Origin of the sequence: Noviherbaspirillum saxi (assembly GCF_003591035.1) — a bacterium.
Lineage (GTDB): Bacteria > Pseudomonadota > Gammaproteobacteria > Burkholderiales > Burkholderiaceae_D > Noviherbaspirillum > Noviherbaspirillum saxi.
In genome coordinates, this window is the sequence record NZ_QYUO01000001.1 from 2,967,883 (window position 1) to 2,990,469 (window position 22,587).

At 59.1% G+C, this 22,587-nt stretch carries 22 protein-coding genes; 13 read left to right on the forward strand and 9 right to left on the reverse strand.

What is annotated here, in order from left to right; genetic code table 11:
- Window position 1: 1 nt before the first annotated feature.
- Complete coding sequence (locus D3871_RS13985) at window positions 2-478, forward strand: hypothetical protein (protein WP_233575608.1); 477 nt, start codon at window positions 2-4, stop codon at window positions 476-478.
- A 334-nt stretch (window positions 479-812) separates the two neighbouring features.
- On the opposite strand, the gene rsmA is transcribed toward D3871_RS13985, so the two are convergent.
- Genes rsmA through D3871_RS14005 form a run of 4 tightly spaced genes read right to left on the reverse strand, consistent with a single transcriptional unit; the run spans window position 813 to window position 6,228 of the window.
- The gene (gene rsmA, locus D3871_RS13990; protein WP_119769448.1) at window positions 813-1,586 is read right to left on the reverse strand and encodes a 16S rRNA (adenine(1518)-N(6)/adenine(1519)-N(6))-dimethyltransferase RsmA; all 774 of its coding nucleotides are present in this window, start codon (window positions 1,584-1,586) and stop codon (window positions 813-815) included.
- Between the two features lie 3 nt (window positions 1,587-1,589).
- Window positions 1,590-2,618: a 4-hydroxythreonine-4-phosphate dehydrogenase PdxA gene (gene pdxA, locus D3871_RS13995; RefSeq protein ID WP_119769449.1), complete on the reverse strand. Its 1,029-nt coding sequence runs from the start codon at window positions 2,616-2,618 to the stop codon at window positions 1,590-1,592.
- Window positions 2,619-2,628: 10 nt separating this feature from the next.
- The gene (locus tag D3871_RS14000; protein ID WP_233575609.1) at window positions 2,629-4,065 is read right to left on the reverse strand and encodes a peptidylprolyl isomerase; all 1,437 of its coding nucleotides are present in this window, start codon (window positions 4,063-4,065) and stop codon (window positions 2,629-2,631) included.
- Window positions 4,066-4,092: 27 nt separating this feature from the next.
- Complete coding sequence (locus D3871_RS14005) at window positions 4,093-6,228, reverse strand: LPS-assembly protein LptD (protein ID WP_233575610.1); 2,136 nt, start codon at window positions 6,226-6,228, stop codon at window positions 4,093-4,095.
- A gap of 158 nt (window positions 6,229-6,386) precedes the next feature.
- Here D3871_RS14005 and D3871_RS14010 point away from each other — a divergent pair, with 158 nt between their 5' ends.
- The 5 genes from D3871_RS14010 to D3871_RS14030 all read left to right on the forward strand — a co-directional run bounded on the left by D3871_RS14010 (window position 6,387) and on the right by D3871_RS14030 (window position 11,800).
- Window positions 6,387-7,412 (forward strand): aminoglycoside phosphotransferase family protein, encoded by a 1,026-nt coding sequence (locus D3871_RS14010; protein WP_119769451.1) that lies wholly within the window; start codon window positions 6,387-6,389, stop codon window positions 7,410-7,412.
- A gap of 8 nt (window positions 7,413-7,420) precedes the next feature.
- A complete protein-coding gene (gene murU / locus D3871_RS14015) occupies window positions 7,421-8,116 on the forward strand; it encodes an N-acetylmuramate alpha-1-phosphate uridylyltransferase MurU (RefSeq protein WP_119769452.1) in 696 nt (231 codons plus the stop codon).
- A 35-nt stretch (window positions 8,117-8,151) separates the two neighbouring features.
- Window positions 8,152-9,483: an aminopeptidase P N-terminal domain-containing protein gene (locus tag D3871_RS14020; protein WP_119769453.1), complete on the forward strand. Its 1,332-nt coding sequence runs from the start codon at window positions 8,152-8,154 to the stop codon at window positions 9,481-9,483.
- A 13-nt stretch (window positions 9,484-9,496) separates the two neighbouring features.
- Complete coding sequence (locus D3871_RS14025) at window positions 9,497-10,636, forward strand: UbiH/UbiF/VisC/COQ6 family ubiquinone biosynthesis hydroxylase (RefSeq protein ID WP_119769454.1); 1,140 nt, start codon at window positions 9,497-9,499, stop codon at window positions 10,634-10,636.
- A gap of 78 nt (window positions 10,637-10,714) precedes the next feature.
- Window positions 10,715-11,800 carry an IS630 family transposase gene (locus D3871_RS14030; RefSeq protein ID WP_119769455.1) on the forward strand — a complete coding sequence of 362 codons (1,086 nt, stop codon included), beginning with the start codon at window positions 10,715-10,717 and terminating at the stop codon, window positions 11,798-11,800.
- A gap of 605 nt (window positions 11,801-12,405) precedes the next feature.
- Here D3871_RS14030 and pntB read toward each other — a convergent pair.
- From pntB to D3871_RS14045, 3 genes are all read right to left on the reverse strand, one after another.
- Complete coding sequence (gene pntB, locus D3871_RS14035; RefSeq protein ID WP_119769456.1) at window positions 12,406-13,830, reverse strand: Re/Si-specific NAD(P)(+) transhydrogenase subunit beta; 1,425 nt, start codon at window positions 13,828-13,830, stop codon at window positions 12,406-12,408.
- A 12-nt stretch (window positions 13,831-13,842) separates the two neighbouring features.
- Entirely contained in the window at window positions 13,843-15,435 is a 1,593-nt protein-coding gene (locus D3871_RS14040) for a Re/Si-specific NAD(P)(+) transhydrogenase subunit alpha (RefSeq protein WP_119769457.1), read from the reverse strand.
- 177 nt (window positions 15,436-15,612) lie between these two features.
- Window positions 15,613-15,873, reverse strand: a complete 261-nt coding sequence (locus D3871_RS14045) for a hypothetical protein (RefSeq protein ID WP_119769458.1) — start codon at window positions 15,871-15,873, stop codon at window positions 15,613-15,615.
- Between the two features lie 8 nt (window positions 15,874-15,881).
- Here D3871_RS14045 and D3871_RS14050 point away from each other — a divergent pair, with 8 nt between their 5' ends.
- Entirely contained in the window at window positions 15,882-16,367 is a 486-nt protein-coding gene (locus D3871_RS14050; RefSeq protein WP_119769459.1) for an NUDIX hydrolase, read from the forward strand.
- Window positions 16,360-17,463: a tRNA 2-thiouridine(34) synthase MnmA gene (mnmA, locus tag D3871_RS14055; RefSeq protein ID WP_119769460.1), complete on the forward strand. Its 1,104-nt coding sequence runs from the start codon at window positions 16,360-16,362 to the stop codon at window positions 17,461-17,463. Before D3871_RS14050 ends, mnmA begins: the two co-directional genes overlap by 8 nt.
- Window positions 17,464-17,607: 144 nt before the next feature.
- On the opposite strand, the gene D3871_RS14065 is transcribed toward mnmA, so the two are convergent.
- A complete protein-coding gene (locus tag D3871_RS14065; RefSeq protein ID WP_119769461.1) occupies window positions 17,608-18,045 on the reverse strand; it encodes a YciI family protein in 438 nt (145 codons plus the stop codon).
- A gap of 371 nt (window positions 18,046-18,416) precedes the next feature.
- On the opposite strand from D3871_RS14065, the gene hemP reads away from it, so the two are divergent.
- From hemP to bfr, 4 genes are all read left to right on the forward strand, one after another.
- Window positions 18,417-18,608 carry a hemin uptake protein HemP gene (gene hemP / locus D3871_RS14070; RefSeq protein ID WP_199724774.1) on the forward strand — a complete coding sequence of 64 codons (192 nt, stop codon included), beginning with the start codon at window positions 18,417-18,419 and terminating at the stop codon, window positions 18,606-18,608.
- Between the two features lie 113 nt (window positions 18,609-18,721).
- Window positions 18,722-19,036 (forward strand): hypothetical protein, encoded by a 315-nt coding sequence (locus D3871_RS14075; protein WP_119769463.1) that lies wholly within the window; start codon window positions 18,722-18,724, stop codon window positions 19,034-19,036.
- A 45-nt stretch (window positions 19,037-19,081) separates the two neighbouring features.
- Window positions 19,082-19,297 (forward strand): (2Fe-2S)-binding protein, encoded by a 216-nt coding sequence (locus D3871_RS14080; RefSeq protein WP_119769464.1) that lies wholly within the window; start codon window positions 19,082-19,084, stop codon window positions 19,295-19,297.
- A 455-nt stretch (window positions 19,298-19,752) separates the two neighbouring features.
- The gene (gene bfr, locus D3871_RS14085) at window positions 19,753-20,223 is read left to right on the forward strand and encodes a bacterioferritin (protein WP_119770078.1); all 471 of its coding nucleotides are present in this window, start codon (window positions 19,753-19,755) and stop codon (window positions 20,221-20,223) included.
- 174 nt (window positions 20,224-20,397) lie between these two features.
- On the opposite strand, the gene D3871_RS14090 is transcribed toward bfr, so the two are convergent.
- On the reverse strand, window positions 20,398-21,006 hold the full coding sequence (locus D3871_RS14090; protein WP_119769465.1) for a glutathione S-transferase family protein: 609 nt from the start codon (window positions 21,004-21,006) through the stop codon (window positions 20,398-20,400).
- Between the two features lie 198 nt (window positions 21,007-21,204).
- Here D3871_RS14090 and purB point away from each other — a divergent pair, with 198 nt between their 5' ends.
- Window positions 21,205-22,572, forward strand: coding sequence for an adenylosuccinate lyase (gene purB, locus D3871_RS14095; RefSeq protein WP_119770079.1), 1,368 nt, complete (start codon window positions 21,205-21,207; stop codon window positions 22,570-22,572).
- Window positions 22,573-22,587 lie beyond the last annotated feature (15 nt).

The window sequence follows — 22,587 nt, forward strand, 5'->3', positions numbered from 1 at the left end:
CATGGTGATCGACATGAAGAAGGGATGGGCGCTGCTTGCGGCGATGCTGTTGAGCATGCAGGTTCTGGCGCGCCCGCTGCAAGCGCTGGATGATGGCGAACTCGCAGGCGTGAGCGGAGGTGATGGCGTCAGCTTTGCCGCGCACATTGCGCTGAATGATCCGACGCTAAGCGGTGCGGTCACGGACAGCCGCCTGTCGACCGGGTTTCAAGTGGACGGCAAGACGACGTATATCGTTATCCGAAATTTGCGCGGCACCATCGATGTGTCGCCGATGAATCTGAGCGTGCAAAAGAAACCCGATGGCAGCGATTATCTGGCATTGACCCTGCCGGAGACGCTACGTTACGGCAACTGGGGATATGAATCGCTGAGCGCGCAGGCGGACCCGCTTGCTCCGGTTACCGAAAGCCTGGGGCGTGTCAATGTAAATGGCGCGCTGCATTTTCAGGGGCAGATGCGGTTTTGGGCGCATTAGGGATCATGCAACTTCCGTCTACTATATTCAACACCTTTCCAAACTTACCTTGTCGAGGCGGTTGAGATACCTGGAAGTAGATAAGTCGCTTCCTAATTGCGATCCGCTGTGGAATCCCTTCCCCCTGGAAGGGGGAAGGTTAGGAAGGGGGAAGTGAGGTTGAATCATCGTAGTACCAAAATCGACCTTCGCACCCCCATCCCAACCTTCCCCCTTCCAGGGGGAAGGAGCGCTACGCGAGATATATGGATCGGCAGTACAGCATCAACCGAAGTTTGGATAATTTGGGTAATCCTGCAGCGAATTGCCAGCCGCCGGTTCCATGATCGTACCGCTACAGACCAAGCCGATTCGCCAAACCGACAAACTGTTCCAGCGGCACCGCCTCCGGACGCAGCTGTGGATCAACACCGGCATCGATCAGATCGTTTTCGGTAAACATGCCGGCCACGCAATTGCGAATCACCTTGCGGCGTTGCGAAAATGCCTTGGTGACGACCTGCTCCAGTTTTCCCGCGTCGCAAGCCAGGGGTTGCGCAATCGGAATCATGCGCACAATCGCTGAATCGACCTTGGGCGGCGGGTCGAATGCAGTGGGCGGCACGACAAACAGCAGATCCATGTGATACCGCCATTGCAGCATCACCGACAGCCGGCCATAGGTCTTGCTGCCCGGTTCGGCGACCATGCGTTCGACGACTTCCTTTTGCAGCATGAAATGCTGGTCCTGCACCTGTGGCGCAATCTCGGTCAGATGAAACAACAGCGGGCTGGAAATGTTGTACGGCAGGTTGCCGACCACGCGCAGCTTGCGGTCGGCGGCGGGAACAATAGAAGCGAAATCGAACTTCAGGGCGTCGCCTTCATGCACGGTCAGCCGTTGCGGAGCGAAGTTCTTGCGCAGCCGCGCGACCAGGTCGCGATCGAGTTCAACCACATGCAAGTGCTTGAGCGACTCCAGCAACAGACTGGTCATGGCTGCGAGTCCAGGACCGATTTCGACCATGGTGTCATCGGGCTGCGGATCGATCGCACGAATGATGTCGTACAACACGGCCTGGTCGGTCAGGAAGTTCTGGCCGAAGCGCTTGCGGGGAATATGTTTCATTGCTTAGTGTGAGAGTTTGCCGGCGGCCCTGGCCATGTGCGCAGCGACCTCGATGGCCACCACCATGCTGCCGTGATCGGCCTTGCCAAGGCCGGCCGCCGCCAGATCCAGCGCGGTGCCGTGATCGACCGAAGTGCGGATGATGGGCAGGCCGAGCGTGATATTGACACCGCGCCCGAAGCTGGCGTGCTTGAGTACAGGCAGGCCCTGATCGTGATACATCGCGAGCACGCAATCCGCTTGTTCGAGATATTTGGGCTGGAATAGCGTATCGGCCGGATACGGTCCGGTCGCATCGATGCCCCTGGCTTGTGCAGCCTGCAAGACCGGCGTGATCACGTCGATTTCTTCGCGGCCGAGATAACCGCCCTCGCCCGCATGCGGGTTCAGGCCGGTCACCAGGATGCGCGGTGTGGGCAAGCCGAATTTTTGCTGCAGGTCGCGATGCACGATGTCGAGCGTACGCATGAGGCTATCGAAAGTAATGGCTTGCGCGACGTCTTTCAATGGCAGATGCGTGGTTGCCAGCGCGACGCGCAGCAGAGGTTCGCCGCCGGCCAGCATCATGACGACCTGGGACGTGCCGGTTTTTTCAGCGAGGTATTCGGTATGGCCGGTGAATGGCACGCCGGCATCGTTGATGGTGCTCTTTTGCAGCGGTGCGGTCACGATGGCGTCGAAGCGGCCCTGCAGCGCGCCTTCTATGGCGACGTCCAGCGTATGCAGTGTCGCACGGCCATTGCGCGCATCTAGCCGGCCCGGCACCACGGGTTCCGCGAGCGGACTGTCGATCACCGCAATCTGATCGCGCGCGAGCGACGGCAAGCCGCTGTTGGCCAGCGCCATGGTCGACAGCGCCACCAGGCGGATCGTCGGGTCGATATCGGCCGCAGTCATCGAGAGCAGGGTCGCATCGCCAATCAGCACGCTGCTTACCTGTTCGCGCAAGGCCCATGCGGCCCGGATCGAAATCTCCGGGCCTATGCCTGCAGGTTCGCCGCAAGTGATGGCGATGGTTGGCCTGTTACGCATCCCGATACGATCAGCGCGTCTCGTTGTCGAAACGATATTCGACGTAGGCGCGGTCGCGTACCTGGCGCAGCCAGTCCTGGGTGGCTTCTTCCAGCTTGCGCTCGCGGATGGTCTGGCGCGCGATCAGGCGCTGGCGTTCCTGCGATACGTCATCCTTCTTGCGCTCCACCACCTGGATCAGGTGATAGCCGAAAGGCGATTCGACCGGTTCGCTGACTTGTCCCGGCTGCAATGTATCCATTGCGCGTTCGAACTCGGGCACGGTGTCGCCTGGATAGATCCAGCCCAAGTCACCGCCGCGCGACGCCGACAAGTCATTCGAAAACAGTTTGGCAAGGTCTTCGAACTTGGCTGCGTTGTTGTCGAGACGCTGCTTGAGTTCGGTCAGCTTGCGCTTGGCATCGGCCGGCGACACGATCTGGTTGGTCTTGATCAGGATATGGCGTACCTTGGTCTGCTGGACCGATGCGGCGCCCGGCGACTTCAGTACGCTCGGCGTGCGTTCGCCGCCGAACTTGACGATATGAAAGCCGCTGTTGCTCTTGACGACCTGCGACACGTCGCCTTTTTTCATGTTGGCGATCACTTCGATAAACAGTTGCGGCAAGCGCTCGGGACTGCGCCAGCCAAGGTCGCCGCCGGACAAGGCATCGGTGGCGTCGGAATAGGTCGCCGCCAGCTTGGCGAAGTCGCCGCCTGCCTGCAACTGACGCTGCACTTCTTCCGCACGGCGGCGGCGCTCGGCGATCTGCTCGGCCGTCGCATTTTCGGGAATGCGCACCAGGATATGGGCGACATTGAATTCCTTTTGGTCGGCGACCGCGCCCTTTTCAGCGGCGAGATAGTTGTCGACTTCGGATTCGGTGATCTGGATCTTGTTGTCGACTTCGCGTTCGCGCACGCGCTGCATCAGGATGTCTTCGCGGATGTCTTCGCGAAAGCGCGCGAACGGCGTGCCATCCTTTTCCAGTTGGGCGCGGAATTGCGGCAGGGACATCTTGTTCTGTTCGGCGATCCGCGCGATCGCACGATCGAGCATGCTGTCGTCGACGCGAATGCCGTATTCCTTGGCGAGTTGCAACTGCGCGCGGTCGACGATCATGCGCTCCAGCATTTGGCGCTGGAATTCCTGCTGCGGCGGCAGCGCGATGCCCTGATTGCGCATGCGCGTCTCGACGAGGCGCAGGCGTTGGACCAACTCCTGACGGGTGATCACTTCATTGTTGACGACCGCAATGATCGCATCGGCAAGGTAGATGCGCTGCGGCGCATTCTGCGCGGCCGGCGCCGCGGGAGCGGCAGGTTGCGCAACCGGATCCGCGCCGGGCTTGAACTGCGCCTGTGCCGGCATTATCCCGGCGCTGCATACCAGCGCGGTTGCCAGCGCAAGGCGGCACACCTGGCGTACCGGATTCTTGGCGTTTCGCATAGTCTGGAAAGTATTCATAGGATTCACGTGCTTCATGTGGGATCGTTAAGGATTGCCCGGTTGATTGACCAGCTGGTAGCCGGGAATATTCGCGCGCAAGGCATCTAGAGGATTGGAACCGAGGCGGGTCAATCCGTTCAGCTCCAGCTGGAAAAAGATGGCCGAGGTCGCGTTGGACGCCGCGGTCGGCGTGCGCTGGCCGACAACGCGGAAAACCCAGCAATCGGCCTTGTATTCCAGTCCGAGCAAGCCTTCGGCCACCTTGCGGTCGGGCAGCGAATAATTGACGCGCGCCACGCCATACCAGCGGTTGGCAAATGGCCACTGGCCGGACACGTCGACCTGCTCCAGGATATTGATGCGATCGCGCCGGTACTTCAGGTTCAGCACGCTCTTGGGCGCCGGCTGCCATTGCACGCCGTAGTTGGCGCGGCTCACAGAATCGAGCGTCTGGCTGTATTGCAGGTTGCCTTCGACGCTGACCGACGGCGTCAAACGTCCGTAGGCCGAGACCAGCAGGTCGGACCGGCTTTCATTGCGCGCGGCACCCAGCGTGACGCGCTGTTCGTTGAAATAGAAGCGTTGTCCGACCGCCATGCGCATGCGCTCGATACCGCTCGGCTCGATGTAGCGCGAAATCAATGCCGCCGTGATTTCATTGGCGTCGCTGATGCGGTCGTTGCCGATAAAACGGTTTTCGCTGAACAGCTGCGCAAAGCTCAGATCGGCCTCGGCGGTATCGAAGATCGGAAACGCGGTCTGGTCGCGGTAAGGCGTATAGACATAGAACAGGCGCGGCTCCAGCGTCTGCGTCATGGTGTTGCCGAAAAACTTGGCATCGCGCTCGAACACCAGGCCGCTGTCGAGCGATACCGTCGGCAGGAAGCGCGACAAACGGTCCGGCGCTCCGGCCGGCTGGTCCTGCAAATGATATTTGCTGCCGTGTAGCGACAAGCGCGGCGTGATGAAGTAGCCGGGACGGATAATCGGATACGAAATGCGCGGATTGACGAGGAAACGCTCGCCGCGCAACAGGTCCGGATGATAGAAATGCGTCAGTTCCGAATCGACGTTCCAGTCGAAACCGGTGGCATCCTGCCGCCCGGTCTGGAAGGTCAGCTGCGGCAGGCGGTCATACGGCCGCAGGATAGGCGCTGCCGGGTCTTGCAGCACCTGGAAATTGGACATGCGCGCCGACGCATTCCAGAAATTGCCGGCGTAATTGAGCGCAAGATCGCGTCCCAGCATGCGCTGGTTACTGGTGGTAATCGTGCGCGAGAAATCGTCCGGGTAACGGTCGTCCGATGCGCTGTTGACATTCCATGCATAGGACAGGCCCGGCGCGAGCACCTGCGTATGCGTCGACGAAATCGCGTAGCGGTTGGTGCCGGTCTGGCGGTCTTGCGGCAGGTATTCTGCCCGGGTCTGGCCGAAATAGCTCTCGCCCATGTAGCGCGCTTCCGCGCCGAGCTGGAGTCCGCGCCGCGCATAGAGCTTCGGATACAGCGTCAGGTCGCGGTTGGGCGCGATATTAAAATAGTAAGGCACCGTGACTTCGAGGCCGCCCCTGTTGGTGGTGCCTATGGTCGGCGGCAATACGCCGGTCTTGCGCGCCTCCGACAGCGGGAACGACATCGCCGGTGCGGCCAGGATAGGCAGGCCCTTGAAGTAGACCACGGTCTTGTGCGCATAGCCTTCCTCGCGGCCGGCATCGAGATTGAGCTTGCTGGACTTGAGGTACCAGTCGGGGTCCGGTCCTTCGCAGGTACTGTAGGTACCGTCGGTCACGGTGGCGCGGTCTTCGCCCTCGAAATCGATGCGCTCGGCCGCACCCTGCGCATTGTTGCGCTCGAGCCGGTAGGTCGGATGCAGCACATAGCCTTCCTGGGCTTCCAGGCGCAGGCGCAATTCATCGCCGGTATAGGTATCGCCGAAACGGCGCATCCTGATATTGCCCGAGGCTTCGACCTCGTCTTCCACGATACGATAGGTCGCCTTGTCCGCATTCACCGTGGTTGGGCCGCGGATGATTTCAACATCACGCTCCAGAATCACTTCCCGGTCCGGGCGGCCGCTCATTTTTTCGGCACTGACCGTTGCCGGTCCGTCCTTGTCCTCGGCCTTCTGGCGCGGCGCGGACGCCTGCGCGCTCGCCAGCGAAGGCGCGATAGCGACCGTCATGGCGGCGGCCATCAAGCGGAGCAATAGTTGTGATGGAGGAAATGCGGAGAACCGGATCATGAAAAGAAGGGGTCGGCTGGCGCTTTTTTGGAATGAATCCCTTATTATATGGGAACTCCCATCCGTCAACGGATTGTCTCTACTCCCCAGGTTGTTTCATGTCTGTAAATATCGCGTCCGATCTCCGTCTCCAAGAAGCAAAACAATGGCTTGCAACACTGCCTGAAATCAAGGCCCAGCCCGAATCGATCAGGCCGGCATCGTCCGATGCCAGCTTCCGCCGCTATTTCCGCGTCGATGCGCCTGACAACGCGACCTATATCCTGATGGATGCCCCGCCGCAGCAGGAAGACGTGCGGCCCTTCATCCATGTGGCGGAACTGTTCGGCCAGTCCGGCGCTTCGGTGCCGCATATCGTTGCGCAAGATATCGAGCGCGGCTACCTGCTGCTGAGCGATCTGGGCTCGACCACTTACCTGCACCAGCTCAATCACGATACCGCGCACAAGCTTTACCTCGATGCGATCGATTCGCTGATCCTGATCCAGACGCAAAGCAAACCGGGCGAGTTGCCGGAATACGACCGCGCGTTGTTGCATCGCGAACTGATGCTATTTCCGGATTGGTATATCGGCAAGCATCTCGGCATCACGATGACGAGCCAGCAGACTGAAACCCTGAACAAGGTGTTCGACGTCCTGCTGGCCAATAATCTGGCTCAGCCCCAGGTATACGTGCACCGCGATTATCATTCGCGCAACCTGATGGTGACTTCGCAGGGCAATCCCGGCATCCTGGATTTTCAGGATGCGGTATACGGCCCCATTACCTACGACCTGGTGTCGCTGCTGCGCGACGCCTATATCCAGTGGGATGAAGAAATGGTGCTTGACTGGACGATCCGCTACTGGGAACGCGCCAGGCGCGCCGGTCTGCCGGTCACTCCCGACATCGACGCCTTTTATCGCGACTTCGAATTCATGGGCTTGCAGCGCCACCTGAAGGTACTGGGTATTTTTGCACGCCTCTATCACCGCGACGGCAAAGACGCCTACCTAAAGGATTTACCGCTGGTCATGGAATACACGCGCAAGGCGGCCGGCCGCTACAACAATCTGGCGCCGCTGATCAGGCTGCTCGACGAACTGGAAGAAAAAGGTCCGTCAGTGGGCTTCACGTTTTAAGGGATGCGATGAAAGCAATGATCTTTGCGGCAGGGCGCGGCGAACGGATGCGTCCGCTGACCGATACCTGTCCCAAACCGCTGCTGACGGTGCGTGGCCGCCCGCTTATCCTTTGGCACATCCTCAACCTGGTACGCGCCGATATCAAGGATATCGTGATCAACCATGCGCACCTCGGGGACATGATCGAAGAAGCGCTGGGCGACGGCAGCAAGTACGGCGCCCGCATCAGTTACTCGGCCGAAGGCACGGCGCTCGAAACCGCGGGCGGCGTCGCCAAGGCACGGCATCTGCTGGGCGAAGAACCTTTTGTCGCGGTTGCGGCCGATGTCTATTGTCCGCATTTCGATTTCGAGCAGGTCAAGGAAGCCTTGCAGGACAATGACATGTGGGGCAATCCACACCCAGCCGACAAGCGCGACGTCGCCTGGCTGTATCTGGTCAAGAATCCGGCCCACCATTTGAAGGGCGATTTCGCGCTGAACAGTTTTTCGATTGCCAATGAAGGCGATCCGCGTTTTACCTTCTCGGGTATCGGCGTCTATCGCACCGAAATCTTCGACTCGGTGCAGGCGGGACAGTCGGCTCCGATCGCACCGATCCTGCGCGAGTATGCGGCGCGCGGGCAGGTCGGCGGCGAAGTCTATCGCGGCGACTGGACCGATGTCGGCACACCGGAACGGCTTGCGCAGCTAAACGGCTAAACAAACACGGCAGTACACGGCAAAAGGAATCGCAGATGAAATCATACGCAGCACGGCGCGCCGCTCTGATGGCGCAGATGCAAGCCAAGGGCGGCGGCGTCGCCATCATCCCGACCGCGCATGAAGTCATGCGCAACCGCGACGCCGATTATCCGTACCGGCACGACAGCTACTTTTATTACCTGTCCGGATTCACCGAACCCGAAGCCGTGATTGTCCTGGTGGCGGGCAAGGTCAACCAAACCATCCTGTTTTGCCGTGAAAAGAACCTGGAGCGCGAAATCTGGGACGGTTACCGCTATGGCCCGGAAGCGGCACGCGAAGCATTCGGCTTCGACGCCGCCTATCCGGTTGCCGCGCTCGACAGCGAAATGCCGAAACTGATGGCCGATGCGCCGGCGCTGTTCTATGCCCTCGGCAGCGACAGCAAGCTCGATATGCAGATGCAGAACTGGCTGCAGACGGTGCGCATGCAAGGCCGTGCCGGCGTCGCGGCGCCGTCCGCCGTGCACGATGTGCATGTGCTGCTCGATGAAATGCGCCTGTTCAAGGATGCCGAGGAAATCGCCACCATGAAGCGCGCCGCCGCCATTTCGTCCGATGCGCATCGCCGCGCGATGCAGATGTCCCGGCCCGGTTTGCGTGAATACCATCTGGAAGCGGAATTGCTGCATGAATTCCGCCGCAACGGCTCGCAGTTTCCCGCCTACGGCTCGATCGTCGCCACTGGCGCCAATACCTGCGTGCTGCATTACCGTGCCAGCGATGCCGAACTCAAGGATGGCGACCTGGTATTGATCGACGCCGGCTGCGAACTCGACAGCTATGCGTCCGACATTACCCGCACATTCCCTGCCAACGGCAAATTCAGCGGGCCGCAAAAAGAGTTGTATGAAATCGTGGTTGCTTCGCAGGCCGCTGCCGTGGCGGAAACCCGTCCCGGCAAGCGCTTCGTCGACGGTCACGACGCGGCGGTGCGCGTGCTTGCGCAAGGCATGCTGGATACCGGGCTGCTCGACAAGAACAAGGTTGGCTCACTGGAAGACGTGATCGAGAAAGGCGCTTACCGCCAGTTCTACATGCACCGTACCGGCCACTGGCTGGGCATGGATGTACATGATGTGGGCGAATATCGCGAAGTTGCGGCCCTCGACGGCGAAAAGCCATGGCGCAAGCTGCAACCGGGCATGGTGCTCACAATAGAACCCGGCATTTACGTTCGCCCTGAACCCGGCGTCCCGGAGCAATACTGGAATATCGGCATCCGCATCGAGGACGATGCACTGGTAACCGAGAATGGTTGCGAACTCCTTACCGATGCCGCGCCGAAAACGGTCGCCGACATCGAAGCTGTCATGAAACGATGAAGCGGCGTCGGTGATGGCCACGACCGATTACGACATTGCAATCTGCGGCGCCGGTCCGGTCGGACTGGCGCTGGCCTTGCTGCTGGCGCAGCGCGGGATGGCTGCGGCAGGCATCGCGCTGATCGATGCCAAAACACCGGAGCAGGCCGCGCAAGACCCTCGTTCCATTGCTCTTTCGTATGGCAGCCGCCAGGTGCTGGAGCAGATCGGCAGCTGGCCCATCGCGGCCGATGAAATACATGACATTCATGTGTCGCGCCGGGGGCATTTCGGCCGCACGCTGATCCAGCGTGATGAATATCGGCTGCCGGCTCTCGGCTATGTCGCGCGCTACGGTGCGCTGGTGTCGGCACTCGCCGCAGAGGCGCGGCAGGCTGCCATTACCATGCTGCGCCCTGTGCAGATCGATAGCTTTACCGAACATGTGGACCGGGTTGAATTGCAGTTTGCCGACGACAAACGCATCAGCGCGCAAATCATGGTGCAGGCTGAAGGCGGCGTGTATTCCGAGCAGGCGGCCAAGGCCACGCGGCGTGATTATGAGCAGACGGCGATCATTGCCCATGTCACTGCAAGCGTTCCCGTTGCGCATCGCGCGTTCGAGCGTTTTACCGATCAGGGACCGCTTGCCTTGCTGCCGCAGGATGGCGGGTATGCGATGGTGTGGTGCATGCGGCCGGACACTGCCGTGCGTCTTTCCGAATTATCGGATGCCGGATTTCTCGGTGCATTGGGTGAGGCATTCGGCGGGCGAGTCGGAACGTTTACCGGGATCGGTGCACGTGCTACTTACCCGCTTGGGTTGAATGCGAATCCCTCCATCTCCGCGCGGACGATAGCGATTGGCAATGCTGCGCAGACCTTGCATCCGGTGGCGGGCCAGGGATTGAATCTGGGATTGCGGGATGCTGTCGTGCTCGCCAGGTTGCTGGCGGTGGAACTGACGGCATCGGCGCTGGAGCGGTTTGCTGCCGAGCGGCAGGCGGATCGCGGAGTGACGATACGGTTGACTGATGCGATGGCGCGGGTGTTTGCGAGTGCGCCGGAGGGGGCTGTGTCGCAGGCGCTGTTGGGGTTGGGGTTGGGGGTGATGGATACGGTGGGGCCGGTTAAGAGGGTGTTGGCGGAGCAGATGATGTTTGGAAGACGGTAGTGTCCTGAGTTAGAAGTTCGTTGAATTATTCTGCGTATCAGTTGTCCGACGCCTATTGGTTTTCATGGCGAGGACGGCATGGCAGGCAGACCGAAAGCGGAACTGGTGTTGAGCGCGGCGGAAAAAGAGCAATTGCATGCCTGGGCGAGACGGCGTAAGACGGCGCAAGCACTGGCTTTGCGTTCGCGCATCGTCCTGGAATGTGCCGGCGGAGCGGAAAACAAGGCGGTGGCGGTCAAGCTGGCGGTGACGCGCCAAACGGTATCGAAATGGCGCGCCCGCTTTGTTCACATGCGCCTGGATGGTTTGCTCGATGCCCCGCGCTCGGGAGCGCCGCGCACGATTGATGATGCGCGTGTTGATGTTGTGATCGCCAAGACGCTGGAGGAACAACCGTCGAATGCCACACACTGGAGCACGCGGGCTATGGCGCGCGAAGCGAAGCTGTCGCAAACGGCGGTCAGCCGCATCTGGCGCGCCTTCGGTTTGCAACCGCATCGTCAGGAAACGTTCAAGCTGTCCACCGACCCGCTGTTTGTCGAGAAGACCCGCGACATCGTCGGGCTTTATCTCGATCCGCCGCTCAAGGCCATGGTGCTGTGCGTTGACGAGAAGAGCCAGATTCAGGCGCTGGACCGGACCCAGCCTATCTTGCCGCTGGCACCCGGTGTTCCCGAACGGCGCACGCATGACTACCAGCGCCATGGCACGACGACCTTGTTTGCTGCACTCGACATTGCCACCGGTGAAGTCATTGGGCAACTGCATCGACGTCATCGCAGCAGCGAGTTTCTGAAATTCTTGCGTACGATCGAGGCGTCGGTGCCGAATGACCTGGACATTCATCTGGTGATGGATAACTATGGCACGCACAAGACCCCCACCATCCGCAATTGGTTCGCCCGCCACCCGCGTTTCCACGTGCATTTCACACCAACTTCGGCTTCGTGGCTCAACCAGGTCGAGCGCTGGTTCGCCACGCTGACTGAAAAACAAATTCGCCGTGGAACCCATCGTTCGACCCGTCAATTGGAGGACGCCATTCGGCATTACCTGAAACTCAATAACGCCGATCCCAAACCGTTTGTCTGGACCAAATCGGCCGACGACATCTTGGCCAGCATCGAACGCTTTTGTCTGCGAATTTCTAACTCAGGACAGTAGAGTGTGCTTGCTGGCTTTAGCTTGGTGCTTTCTTCGGTAATGCCGTGCCTTGGTTTCTCCGTAGATGCTTGCCGGGACTGGCCCCGGCGGGCCACTCACTTTTTTGCTTCGCCAAAAAAGTAAGCAAAAAAGGCGAACCCTGTATCGCCGCCCCTTCGGGGTTCCCAAAAGAGCGCAGGTTAAAACGGGAAGCGCAGAACTCGCCTTCGGCTCAGACAACTGCGCTTCTTTATCCGTTTTAACCTGCGCTCTTTTGGCGTCGCTACAAGGGAAACTGCCTGAAACCCATCCCCACCCTAGCCCTCCCCTTGAAGGGGAGGGGCAGGGTGGGGATGGTGTGGAAGCACTTCCCGCTGTGAGCAGCCGCTGGAATGCCTGTGCAATCGGATAAGAAGCGCAGTTGTCTGAGCCGCAGGCGAGTTCTGCGCTTCCCGATTGCACAGGCATTCCAGCGGGTACCCCGAAGGGGCTGCGAGCGCCGGTCGCCTTTCTTTGCTTACTTTCTTTGGCGAAGCAAAGAAAGTAAGTGGCCCGCCGGGGCCACTCCCGGCTAGCTCGTCCGAAGAACGAAAAGAACCGAATTACCGAAGAAAAGACTACAACCCTCAAGCCGCCTTCAAAGCAATCAACACCTCATCCAGCATCTTCTTCGCATCCCCAAACAACATCCGATTGTTCTCTTTATAGAACAAGGGATTATCAACCCCCGCATATCCCGAAGCCATACTCCGCTTCATCACAATCGAAGTCTTCGCCTTCCACACTTCCAGCACCGGCATACCCGCAATCGGGCTGCCCGGATCTTCCTGCGCCGCCGGGTTCACGATGTCGTTCGCACCGATCACCATCGCAACATCGGTATCGCCGAAATCATCGTTGAGTTCATCCATCTCCATCACGATGTCGTAAGGCACCTTGGCTTCGGCCAGCAGCACGTTCATATGACCAGGCATGCGCCCCGCTACCGGGTGAATACCGAAGCGCACGTTCACGCCCTTCTCGCGCAACAGCTTGGTGATTTCATACACGGTGTGCTGCGCCTGTGCGACCGCCATGCCGTAACCGGGAACGATGATCACATTCTTCGCTTCGCGCAGCAGTTCCGCCGTTTCGATGGCAACCACCGGCACCACTTCGCCCGCAGGTTGCGCCGCTTCGCCGCCAGCCGGCTTCGGTTTGCCGTTGTCGCTGCCGAAACCGCCGGCAATCACACTGATGAAATTGCGGTTCATCGCGCGGCACATGATGTACGACAGGATCGCACCGCTCGAACCGACCAGCGCGCCGGTCACGATCAGCAGGTCATTCGACAGCATGAAGCCGGTTGCCGCCGCCGCCCAGCCGGAATAGCTATTCAGCATCGAGACCACCACCGGCATGTCGGCGCCGCCGATGGCCATCACCATATGAATGCCGAACAGCAGCGCGATCACGGTCATGACGATCAGCGGCATCATCCCGGCTTCGATCGATTCGGCGCGCAGGAATTGCACACCGAACCAGATCACCAGCAGCAAGCCGGCCAGGTTGAGCAGATGGCGTCCGGGCAGCAGCAGGGGTTTGCCGCCGATACGGGCGGACAGCTTGCCGAACGCGATCAGGGAACCTGAGAACGTTATCGCGCCGATCAGGACGCCGATATAGATCTCGCCTTCATGAATCGCCTTTTCCGCACCGGAGAAATTGGCCGATGCCGCTGGATCGATGAAGCTGGCATAACCGACCAGGGTCGCAGCCAGGCCGACCAGGCTGTGCATCAGCGCGACCAGTTCCGGCATCTGTGTCATTTGCACGGTACGGGCCGCATACAGGCCGATGGCCGCGCCGATCACCATGGCGCCAATGATCCAGGGAATGCCGGCCGGTGTGACAAAAGGGCCGAAGACCGTGGCCAGCACCGCGAGCGCCATGCCGATGATGCCGTACAGATTGCCGCGTCGCGAGGATTCCGGGTTGGACAAGCCGCCCAGACTCAGGATGAACAGGATGGCCGCACCGAGATAGGCGACTGTTGTGAGACTTTCAGACATTTATCGCCCCTCTTATTTACGGAACATCGCCAGCATGCGGCGCGTGACGGCGAAGCCGCCGAACATGTTGATGGTGGTGAGCACGATGCCGATCACTGCCAGCCAGCGTATCCAGTCGCCCGGCCGCTCGGCGCCCATGGCCAGCGGCGGCGCGACCTGCACCAGCGCACCGATGGCGATGATGCTCGAAATTGCATTGGTGACGCTCATCAAGGGCGTATGCAACGCGGGTGTCACGTTCCAGACCACCATGTAGCCGACGAAGCATGCCAGCACGAACACGGTAAAGTGTCCGAGGAATGCCGCCGGCGCATAGGCGCCGATCAGCCAGAACAGCGCTGCGGCGACGCCGAACACGATGGCGATGCGGCTGCCGGAAGCGGGAGCGCCGCTGGCGCCGTGTCCATGTCCCTTCGGTGCCGGAGCGACTGCCGGCTTGGCCTGTGCGGCCTGGCCGGCGGGCGCGGCGGACAGCTTGGGCGGCGGTGGCGGCCAGGTGATATTGCCTTCCTTGATCACCGTAGTGCCGCGGATCACTTCATCGTCCATGTTGACATTGATCGTGCCGTCCTTGTTCTTGCACAGTTCTTCAGTCAGGCGCAGCAGATTGGTTGCATACAGGGTGCTCGACTGCTTGGACAGGCGGCTTGGCAGGTCGGCGTAGCCGATGATGGTCACGCCATGTCTGACCACGACGGTGCCCGGTTCGGTCAGTTCGCAATTGCCGCCCTGCTCCGATGCCAGATCGACGATCACGCTGCCCGGCTTCATGGATTGCACCATTTCGGTGGTAATCAGCTTGGGCGCCGGCTTGCCGGGAATCAGCGCGGTGGTGATGATGATGTCGACTTCCTTGGCTTGCTTGGCGAAGGTATCGCGCTGGGCTTTCTGGAAGCCTTCGCTCATGACCTTGGCGTAGCCGCCGACGCCGGAGCCTTCCTCGGTATAGTCGACAGCGACGAACTCGCCGCCCATCGACTTGACCTGATCGCCGACTTCCGGACGGGTATCGTTGGCGCGCACGATGGCGCCCAGGCCGGACGCGGCGCCGATGGCCGCCAGACCGGCCACGCCTGCGCCGATCACAAAGACTTTGGCCGGCGGTACCTTGCCCGCGGCGGTGATCTGGCCGGTGAAGAAGCGGCCGAAATGGTGAGCGGCTTCGATCACGGCGCGATAGCCGGCGATATTGGCCATGGAGCTCAATGCATCCATTTTTTGCGCGCGCGACATGCGCGGAACGCTATCCATTGCCAGCACGGTCACCTGTTTGGCGGCCAGTTGCTGCATCAGCTCAGGGTTTTGCGCCGGCCAGATGAAACTGATCAGCGTCGTGCCCGGGCGGATCAGCGCGACCTCTTCCGGACTCGGTGCGCGTACCTTGAACACGATGTTCGAGGTCGACCACAACTGGGCCGCGTCCGGTACGATGCTGGCGCCGGCGGCGGCATAGGTGTCGTCGCTGAAGTTGGCAGGATCGCCCGCACCGGACTCGACCGCAACCGAAAAGCCCAGTTTGATGAGCTTTTCGACAACGTCAGGTACGGTAGCGACGCGCTTTTCACCGGGAAAAATTTCCCGGGGTACTCCGATAATCAGAGACATGTGCTTCCCCAAGTGATGTGAATAAGTATTCTTAAGTATTCTGCGGTTCGGACAACCCGCCTTCGGCCGTCCGCCCATCCGGTACCCGCAAGCCGGCATGGGATATTTCGATTTAATAATTCTTACAGCGATCTTACACGGAATCCAAAAATTAGCACAACCGTTCTTTTTTCTCTTTTATTCGGCAATCAGCTTGTAGAGAACGATTTTTCGCAAAAAAAGGCGCATTGCTTCCGCTGTTTCGATCAGTTGAAAAAATTGAATGTACCAGCTTTTGCCACACCATTGATCACCCAATGGCAATAGTTGCGCAAAATCAAGATGGCTTCCTTTTGACGCACGATCATGCTTCACTTCAATGGCGAGATGAAACACCACGCCATGCCTCGTTGCGACGGCATGATTGGTAGCCGCAAGGTAAAATGTCGCCCTCTTCAAGGAATGTCATGTCTGAAGTCTGGAAACCCTCTGTCACTGTTGCTGCGATCGTCGAGCGCGCGGGACACTTTTTGCTGGTGGAAGAAGAAACCAGCGATGGCGTCCGTTTCAACCAGCCGGCGGGCCATCTCGATCCGAACGAATCGCTGATTCAGGCAGTCACGCGCGAGACGATGGAAGAAACCGCGCACGAATTCACGCCCACCGCCCTGGTCGGCATGTATATGTCGCGCTATGTTTCATCCCGCACGACCCAGCAGGTGACCTACTTGCGCTTTGCCTTTTGCGGCGAAGTCGGAAAAGAACATAAGCGTCCGCTGGATGTCGGCATCCTGCGCGCAGTCTGGATGACGCGCGAGGAAATGCTGGAATGCGAAAGCACCCACCGCAGTCCCCTGGTGATGCGTTGCGTCGAGGATTACCTGGCGGGCCAACGCGCTCCCTTGTCCGTCATCTATACGCATCCCAGCGTCATCGGGGAATTCCGTGGCTAAGAAACGCGTCGTCATCGGCATGTCGGGCGGCGTCGATTCGTCGGTATCGGCCTGGCTGCTGAAAGAACAAGGGTATGAAGTCATCGGCCTGTTCATGAAAAACTGGGAAGACGATGACGATTCCGAATACTGCTCGACGCGCGAGGACTGGATCGATGCCGCCAGCGTGGCCGACGTGGTCGGTGTCGATATCGAAGCGGTCAACTTTGCCGCCGAATACAAGGACCGCGTCTTTGCGGAATTCCTGCGCGAATACCAGGCTGGCCGCACGCCCAATCCGGACGTGCTGTGCAATGCGGAAATCAAGTTCAAAGCCTTCCTCGACCATGCGATGAAGCTGGGCGCGGACCTGATCGCGACCGGCCACTACGCACGCGTGCGGCAAGCGGCGAATGGCCGCTTCGAACTGCTCAAGGCGCTCGACGCCAGCAAGGACCAAAGCTATTTTCTGCACCGGCTCAATCAGGCGCAATTGTCGAAAACCCTGTTCCCGCTCGGAGAAATTCCGAAGACCGAAGTGCGCCAGATCGCGGAGCGCATCGGACTGCCGAATGCAAAGAAAAAGGATTCGACCGGTATCTGCTTCATCGGCGAACGGCCCTTCCGCGAATTTCTGAACCGCTATCTCTCGTACAAGCCGGGACCGATGATGACGCCGGACGGCACCGTCGTCGGCGAGCATGTCGGACTCAGCTTTTACACGCTGGGCCAACGTAAAGGTATAGGCCTGGGCGGCATCAAGTCGTACCAGAATGCGGAAGGCAGCAGCGATGCCTGGTATGTCGCCAAAAAGGATGTGGAGAACAATATCCTGTACGTGGTGCAAGGCCATGACCATCCGTGGCTGCTTTCGGGTGCGCTCGAATCCGCACAGGCGAGCTGGATCGCCGGCGAGCCGCCAGCTGCTGGCCAACTGGCGGCAAAGACGCGCTATCGCCAGGCCGATGTTCCCTGCATGATCGCTGCAGACAGTACGGATCGCTTTTCCCTGTCGTTCCCGACACCGCAATGGGCAGTCACGCCTGGGCAATCGGCCGTGCTGTATGACGGCCAAGTGTGCCTCGGCGGCGGCATCATCAATACGGCCGGAAATTAGCACTTCGTCGCCGGCTTTCCATGAATTTCCGGACCTGCTTCCGGATCGCGCGAAATAGTTACAATCCGCGAATTGGGAAAGATGTCGATATAAAACTGGGCCGGCTCGGAACCGCCCGAGTGAACAGGCCCGGCATCATTCGGCTTAGGGGTTCTCGGCCTCCTGCCTGGAAACCTGCATCCGCAACCGTTCTTCCTGCTCGCGTAACTCCGGCGTGAAGGCCTCGCCGAAGTCCTCTGGCTCGAAGATTTGCCGAATCTCAATGTCAGATTCCCCCAGCATCGGGTTGGGACAGCGCTTGACCCAGTCGATTGCCTCCTGCAGCGAGGCGCACTTCCAGATCCAGAATCCGGCGATCAACTCCTTGGTCTCGGCGAACGGCCCGTCGATCACCTTGCGGTCCTTTCCCGAAAAATGCACTCGTGCGCCTTTTGAACTGGGGTGCAAGCCTTCGCCAGCCTGCATGACGCCGGCGTTTACCAATTCTTCGTTGAACCGCCCCATATCGGCGAGCAGTTGTTCGCTGGGCATAACGCCCGCTTCACTGTTGCGGTCGGCCTTGACCAAAATCATGAATCGCATGTTGGACTCCTTAAGATGAGATAGCGGAACTTTCGTACTTCACCTCTACGACGATCGGGACGACGGGAAATCGACATATGCTTCGCAAAATTTGCTCCCTGATATCGCAGCCCGTCCAGTCGATTCTGCAACGTCGAGAGGCAAATAGACAATACCTTGAAAAGTTCAAAGGCCTGTTGAACCGTGGGTTCGCTTTTCCAGGAAAGCTTTGACCGTAAATCTTTGATTTTTGATGTTTTCTCGTCTCTCTTTGCCCTTACTCCTTACTTGCCTCAATAAATTATCGACAAGGCGACAAAACTGCTTGCAAACACTATGGAGTTAGTCAATAATCTAAATAAGAATTGTTCGCATTTACAAAAGGACATGAGATGGACCGACTTATGCAGCAAAAGGAAGCGACCCGTCCGGCCGCCGCGCTTGTTACCGGCGCCCATGCGCCTGTCATGCGAATCAAGAGCGAAGACCTGCTGCAGCAGCAGCGCGAAGTGGAAATCGACCACCACGGCCGGATTTACCGGTTGCGGCTGACCCAGTTGAACAAACTGATCCTGACCGCCTGACACGCGGCCGCCGCAACTTCTACCCGCCGCCAGAATGAAGCGCCAGCCATCCCACAGCGAAGACCACGCGATAGCCAGCAAGCAACGTCCCCACGTTACGAAAGGAATGTGCCATGGCTATTGACACCATCAACCCCGCCTTTTTCGAACCGGCCAGTGTGCCGTCTCAACCCGAGCTGCTGGTATCGGCAGTACTGCACCTGATGTCGCACTACACCGCGAACAATCAGGAAAGCAGTGCCTGCGCCAAGCTGGCTTCGGTCATCGAAAGGCATTTGAAGGCGCTGGCCGATCTGCCCGAGCTGGCGCCGGTATTGCGCGCCACCTGTCAGCAATTGTCGGAACAATGGGGCATGGTCGTGGAGCAAGCGATCGCGCCGCGCCAGAACCGTTTGTTCCGCCTGGTCGCGGGCAATCGTCCCAATTGATTAAATCTGTTTCCTTGTAATTCCAGTTATCACCAAGGTGCTTGAATGATTGTTTGTGTTTGCCACAATGTCTCGGAACGAAAGATTCGCCAGGCCGTCGACGAGGGCTTGACGACTATGCCGCAGCTGCGCGAAAAATTGGATGTGGGCACCTGCTGCGGCAAATGCCATTCCTGCGCCAAGACGGTGTTGCGCGAATGCCTGGAAGAGCGTGAAATGGAGGCGCAGCCGCTCGTATTCCAGGCAGCTATCGCAGCCTGAAGTTAGTGTTTGGGGCGGCGCAAGCACGGCGCCCCGTATTTCCCGCCGCAATATCGATTCCTCTTTGCACGATAAGCGGTTGTTCGACCCATGGGCCGAACAACCGCCGACTGCCTCACTGGCCGAATATGGGCCATGCGCTTCGCCCTCCAATGCGATCTGCCCTTCCTGCTTGCTGATTACAGCATCCGTTACGCTCTTGCGCCGCAATGTACCCAATCAGCAAGCAATTCCGATTCATCGTGTATGCCGGCATCGACGCGCTCCGGAATGGCTCCGGCACTAATACCAATCCCCAAGCCGCTCAGCAGTGCAGCCGCAAATCGTAGTGAAAACAATTCTCACTAACGAAATGCATGCAGGATGATGGAAAAGACAACATGGTGCGCTATCATGGATACATACCGCCGGACGACCAGACTAGTCCGTTTTACGACACTATTTCAGAGGGTTTTATGAAAGGCGATCCGAACATCATCAAGCTGCTCAATGCCCAGCTGACCAACGAACTGACAGCAGTAAACCAGTACTTCCTGCATGCGCGGATGTACCGGCATTGGGGCTTCGAAAAGATCGGCAAGAAGGAATACGAAGAGTCGATCGGCGAAATGAAGCATGCAGACAATCTGATCAACCGCATCCTGATGCTGGATGGTTTACCGAACCTGCAGGCATTGCACAAGCTGATGATCGGCGAGTCGACACCGGAAATGCTGGACTGTGACCTGAAGCTCGAACAGGCTTCTCAGAAGACCGTCAAGGATGGCATCAAGGCATGCGAAGCGGCCGGCGACTTCGTATCGCGCGAGATCCTGCGCGAGATCCTGGACGATACCGAGGAACACATCGAGTGGATAGAAACCCAGCTCGACCTGATCAACAAGGTAGGTCTGCAAAACTACCTGCAATCGCAGATGGAAGAATAAGACGCAACTATTTGACGCAACTTGCACCAAAAACAAAGGGCAGTCGAATCGATCGACTGCCCTTTTCACTTATTGCTTCGGATTTCCCAAGCTAGGGTCTTGCTTCCTAAATTCGTTGAATAAACGCGAATCGATCAATGCATGCGGCTCAATGCACCGATACGACACGTCAACTCATTGCGGAATCGTATCCTTGAACGACTGCCTTTCGGACAGCTTGTCGAACAGCTTGGCAAGATTGGGATAGTCGCCGCGCCAGTCGATCTCCGGAAAGCGGAATGCAATCCAGCCCAGCGAGCATCCAACCGCGACATCGGCCAGCGTATAGTGATTGCCGCTGCAGAATGCAGTGTCCTTGAGACCAGCCGACATCACCTTGAGGCCGGCGTGGACCTTGTCCATCTGACGCTTGATCCATTCCGGGCTTTGCTGCGCTTCCTGGCGCTGCGTGCGTTCTAGGCGCACCAGCACGGCCGCATCCAGCACGCCATCGGCCAGCGCTTCCCAGCATTTGACTTCGGCGCGTTCGCGCCCGTTGGGAGGAATCAGCTTGCAGACCGGAGTGAGCGTGTCGAGGTATTCGACGATGACGCGGGAATCGAACATCGCCCCGCCGTCTTCCATGATCAGGCAAGGCACCTTGCCGAGCGGGTTGGATTGCAGGATCTTGGTATCGGGAGCCCAGACGTTTTCGAGGATCAGCTCGTAGTCGAGCTTCTTTTCCGCCATGACAACGCGGACTTTTCTGACGTAAGGGCTGGCGGTGGAACCGATGAGTTTCATAGATGCGTATGGTATGAAGTGATGGCGATTATAACATTGAGGAAGCACACGTTATTCGCTGGCCGCGGCGTGCGGCCTGTGCCGGCGCCGCGTCTGCCGGCCTTGCGGGCGATGGTAAAATGGCGGATTGCACCCGATTGGCGCACCAGTTTCCGGCTTTTGCGCGCACTTTTACTTACCTCTTCCGTTTTTCACATCATGTCGCTTTCCGCCCTCTCCGCCCTTTCCCCGTTGGATGGCCGCTACGCCGCCAAGACCGACAAGCTGCGCCCGATCCTGTCCGAAGCAGGCTTCATGCACCATCGCGTCAAGGTAGAGATTGCATGGCTGCAGGCGCTGTCGGCCGCGGGTTTCGACGAAATCAAGCCGTTTTCGGCTGCTGCCACGGCATTGCTGGATAAACTGGCGAATGAATTCAGCGAAGCTGACGCGGAACGTATCAAGGCGATCGAGGCGGTCACCAATCATGACGTGAAGGCGGTCGAATACTGGCTCAAGGAAAAGGTCAAGGACGTGCCCGAACTGGTAGCTGCGTCGGAGTTCATCCATTTCGCCTGCACCTCGGAAGACATCAACAACACGTCGCACGGCATGATGCTGAAAGCGGCGCGCAATGACGTGCTGCTGCCTTCGCTGCGCTCGGTCATCGCGAAGCTGACCGACATCGCGCACGAGAATGCCGCATTGCCCATGCTGTCGCGCACCCACGGCCAGCCGGCCAGCCCGACTACGCTAGGCAAGGAAATCGCCAACGTGGTGGCACGCCTCAAACGCGCCGAGCAGCGCATCGCGGCGGTTGAACTGTTGGGCAAGATGAATGGCGCGGTCGGCAATTACAACGCCCACCTGTCGGCCTATCCCGCATTCGACTGGGAGTCGTTCTCCAGGAATGTGATCGAGCAGCGCCTGGGCCTCACCTACAATCCGTACACGATCCAGATTGAGCCGCACGATTACATGGCTGAATTGTTCGATGCCGTGGCGCGCGCCAATACCATTCTGCTCGACCTGAACCGCGACATCTGGGGCTATATCTCGCTGGGCTACTTCAAGCAGCGCACCAAGGCGGGCGAGATCGGTTCTTCGACCATGCCGCACAAAGTCAATCCCATCGACTTTGAAAATTCCGAGGGCAATCTCGGCCTGGCCAACGCGGTACTCAAGCACCTGTCGGAAAAACTGCCGGTCTCGCGCTGGCAGCGCGACCTGACCGACTCGACAGTGTTGCGCAATATAGGCGTGGCGTTCGGTTACACGCTGCTGGCATACGACAGCTGCCTGCGCGGGCTGAACAAGCTGGAAGTAAATCCGGCGCGCCTTGCCGACGACCTCGATGCGACTTGGGAAGTGCTGGCCGAGCCGGTGCAAACCGTGATGCGTCGCTTTGGCATCGAAAATCCCTATGAACAGTTGAAGGAACTGACCCGGGGCAAGGGCATTTCCAAGGAAGCGCTGCGCGACTTCATTACCGGTCTGGCGATACCTCAAGAAGCCAAGGATCAACTGCTGGCAATGACGCCGGCAAATTATCTTGGCATTGCGGAAAAGCTGGCCCGGGAAATTTAAACAACGCCGACCGAA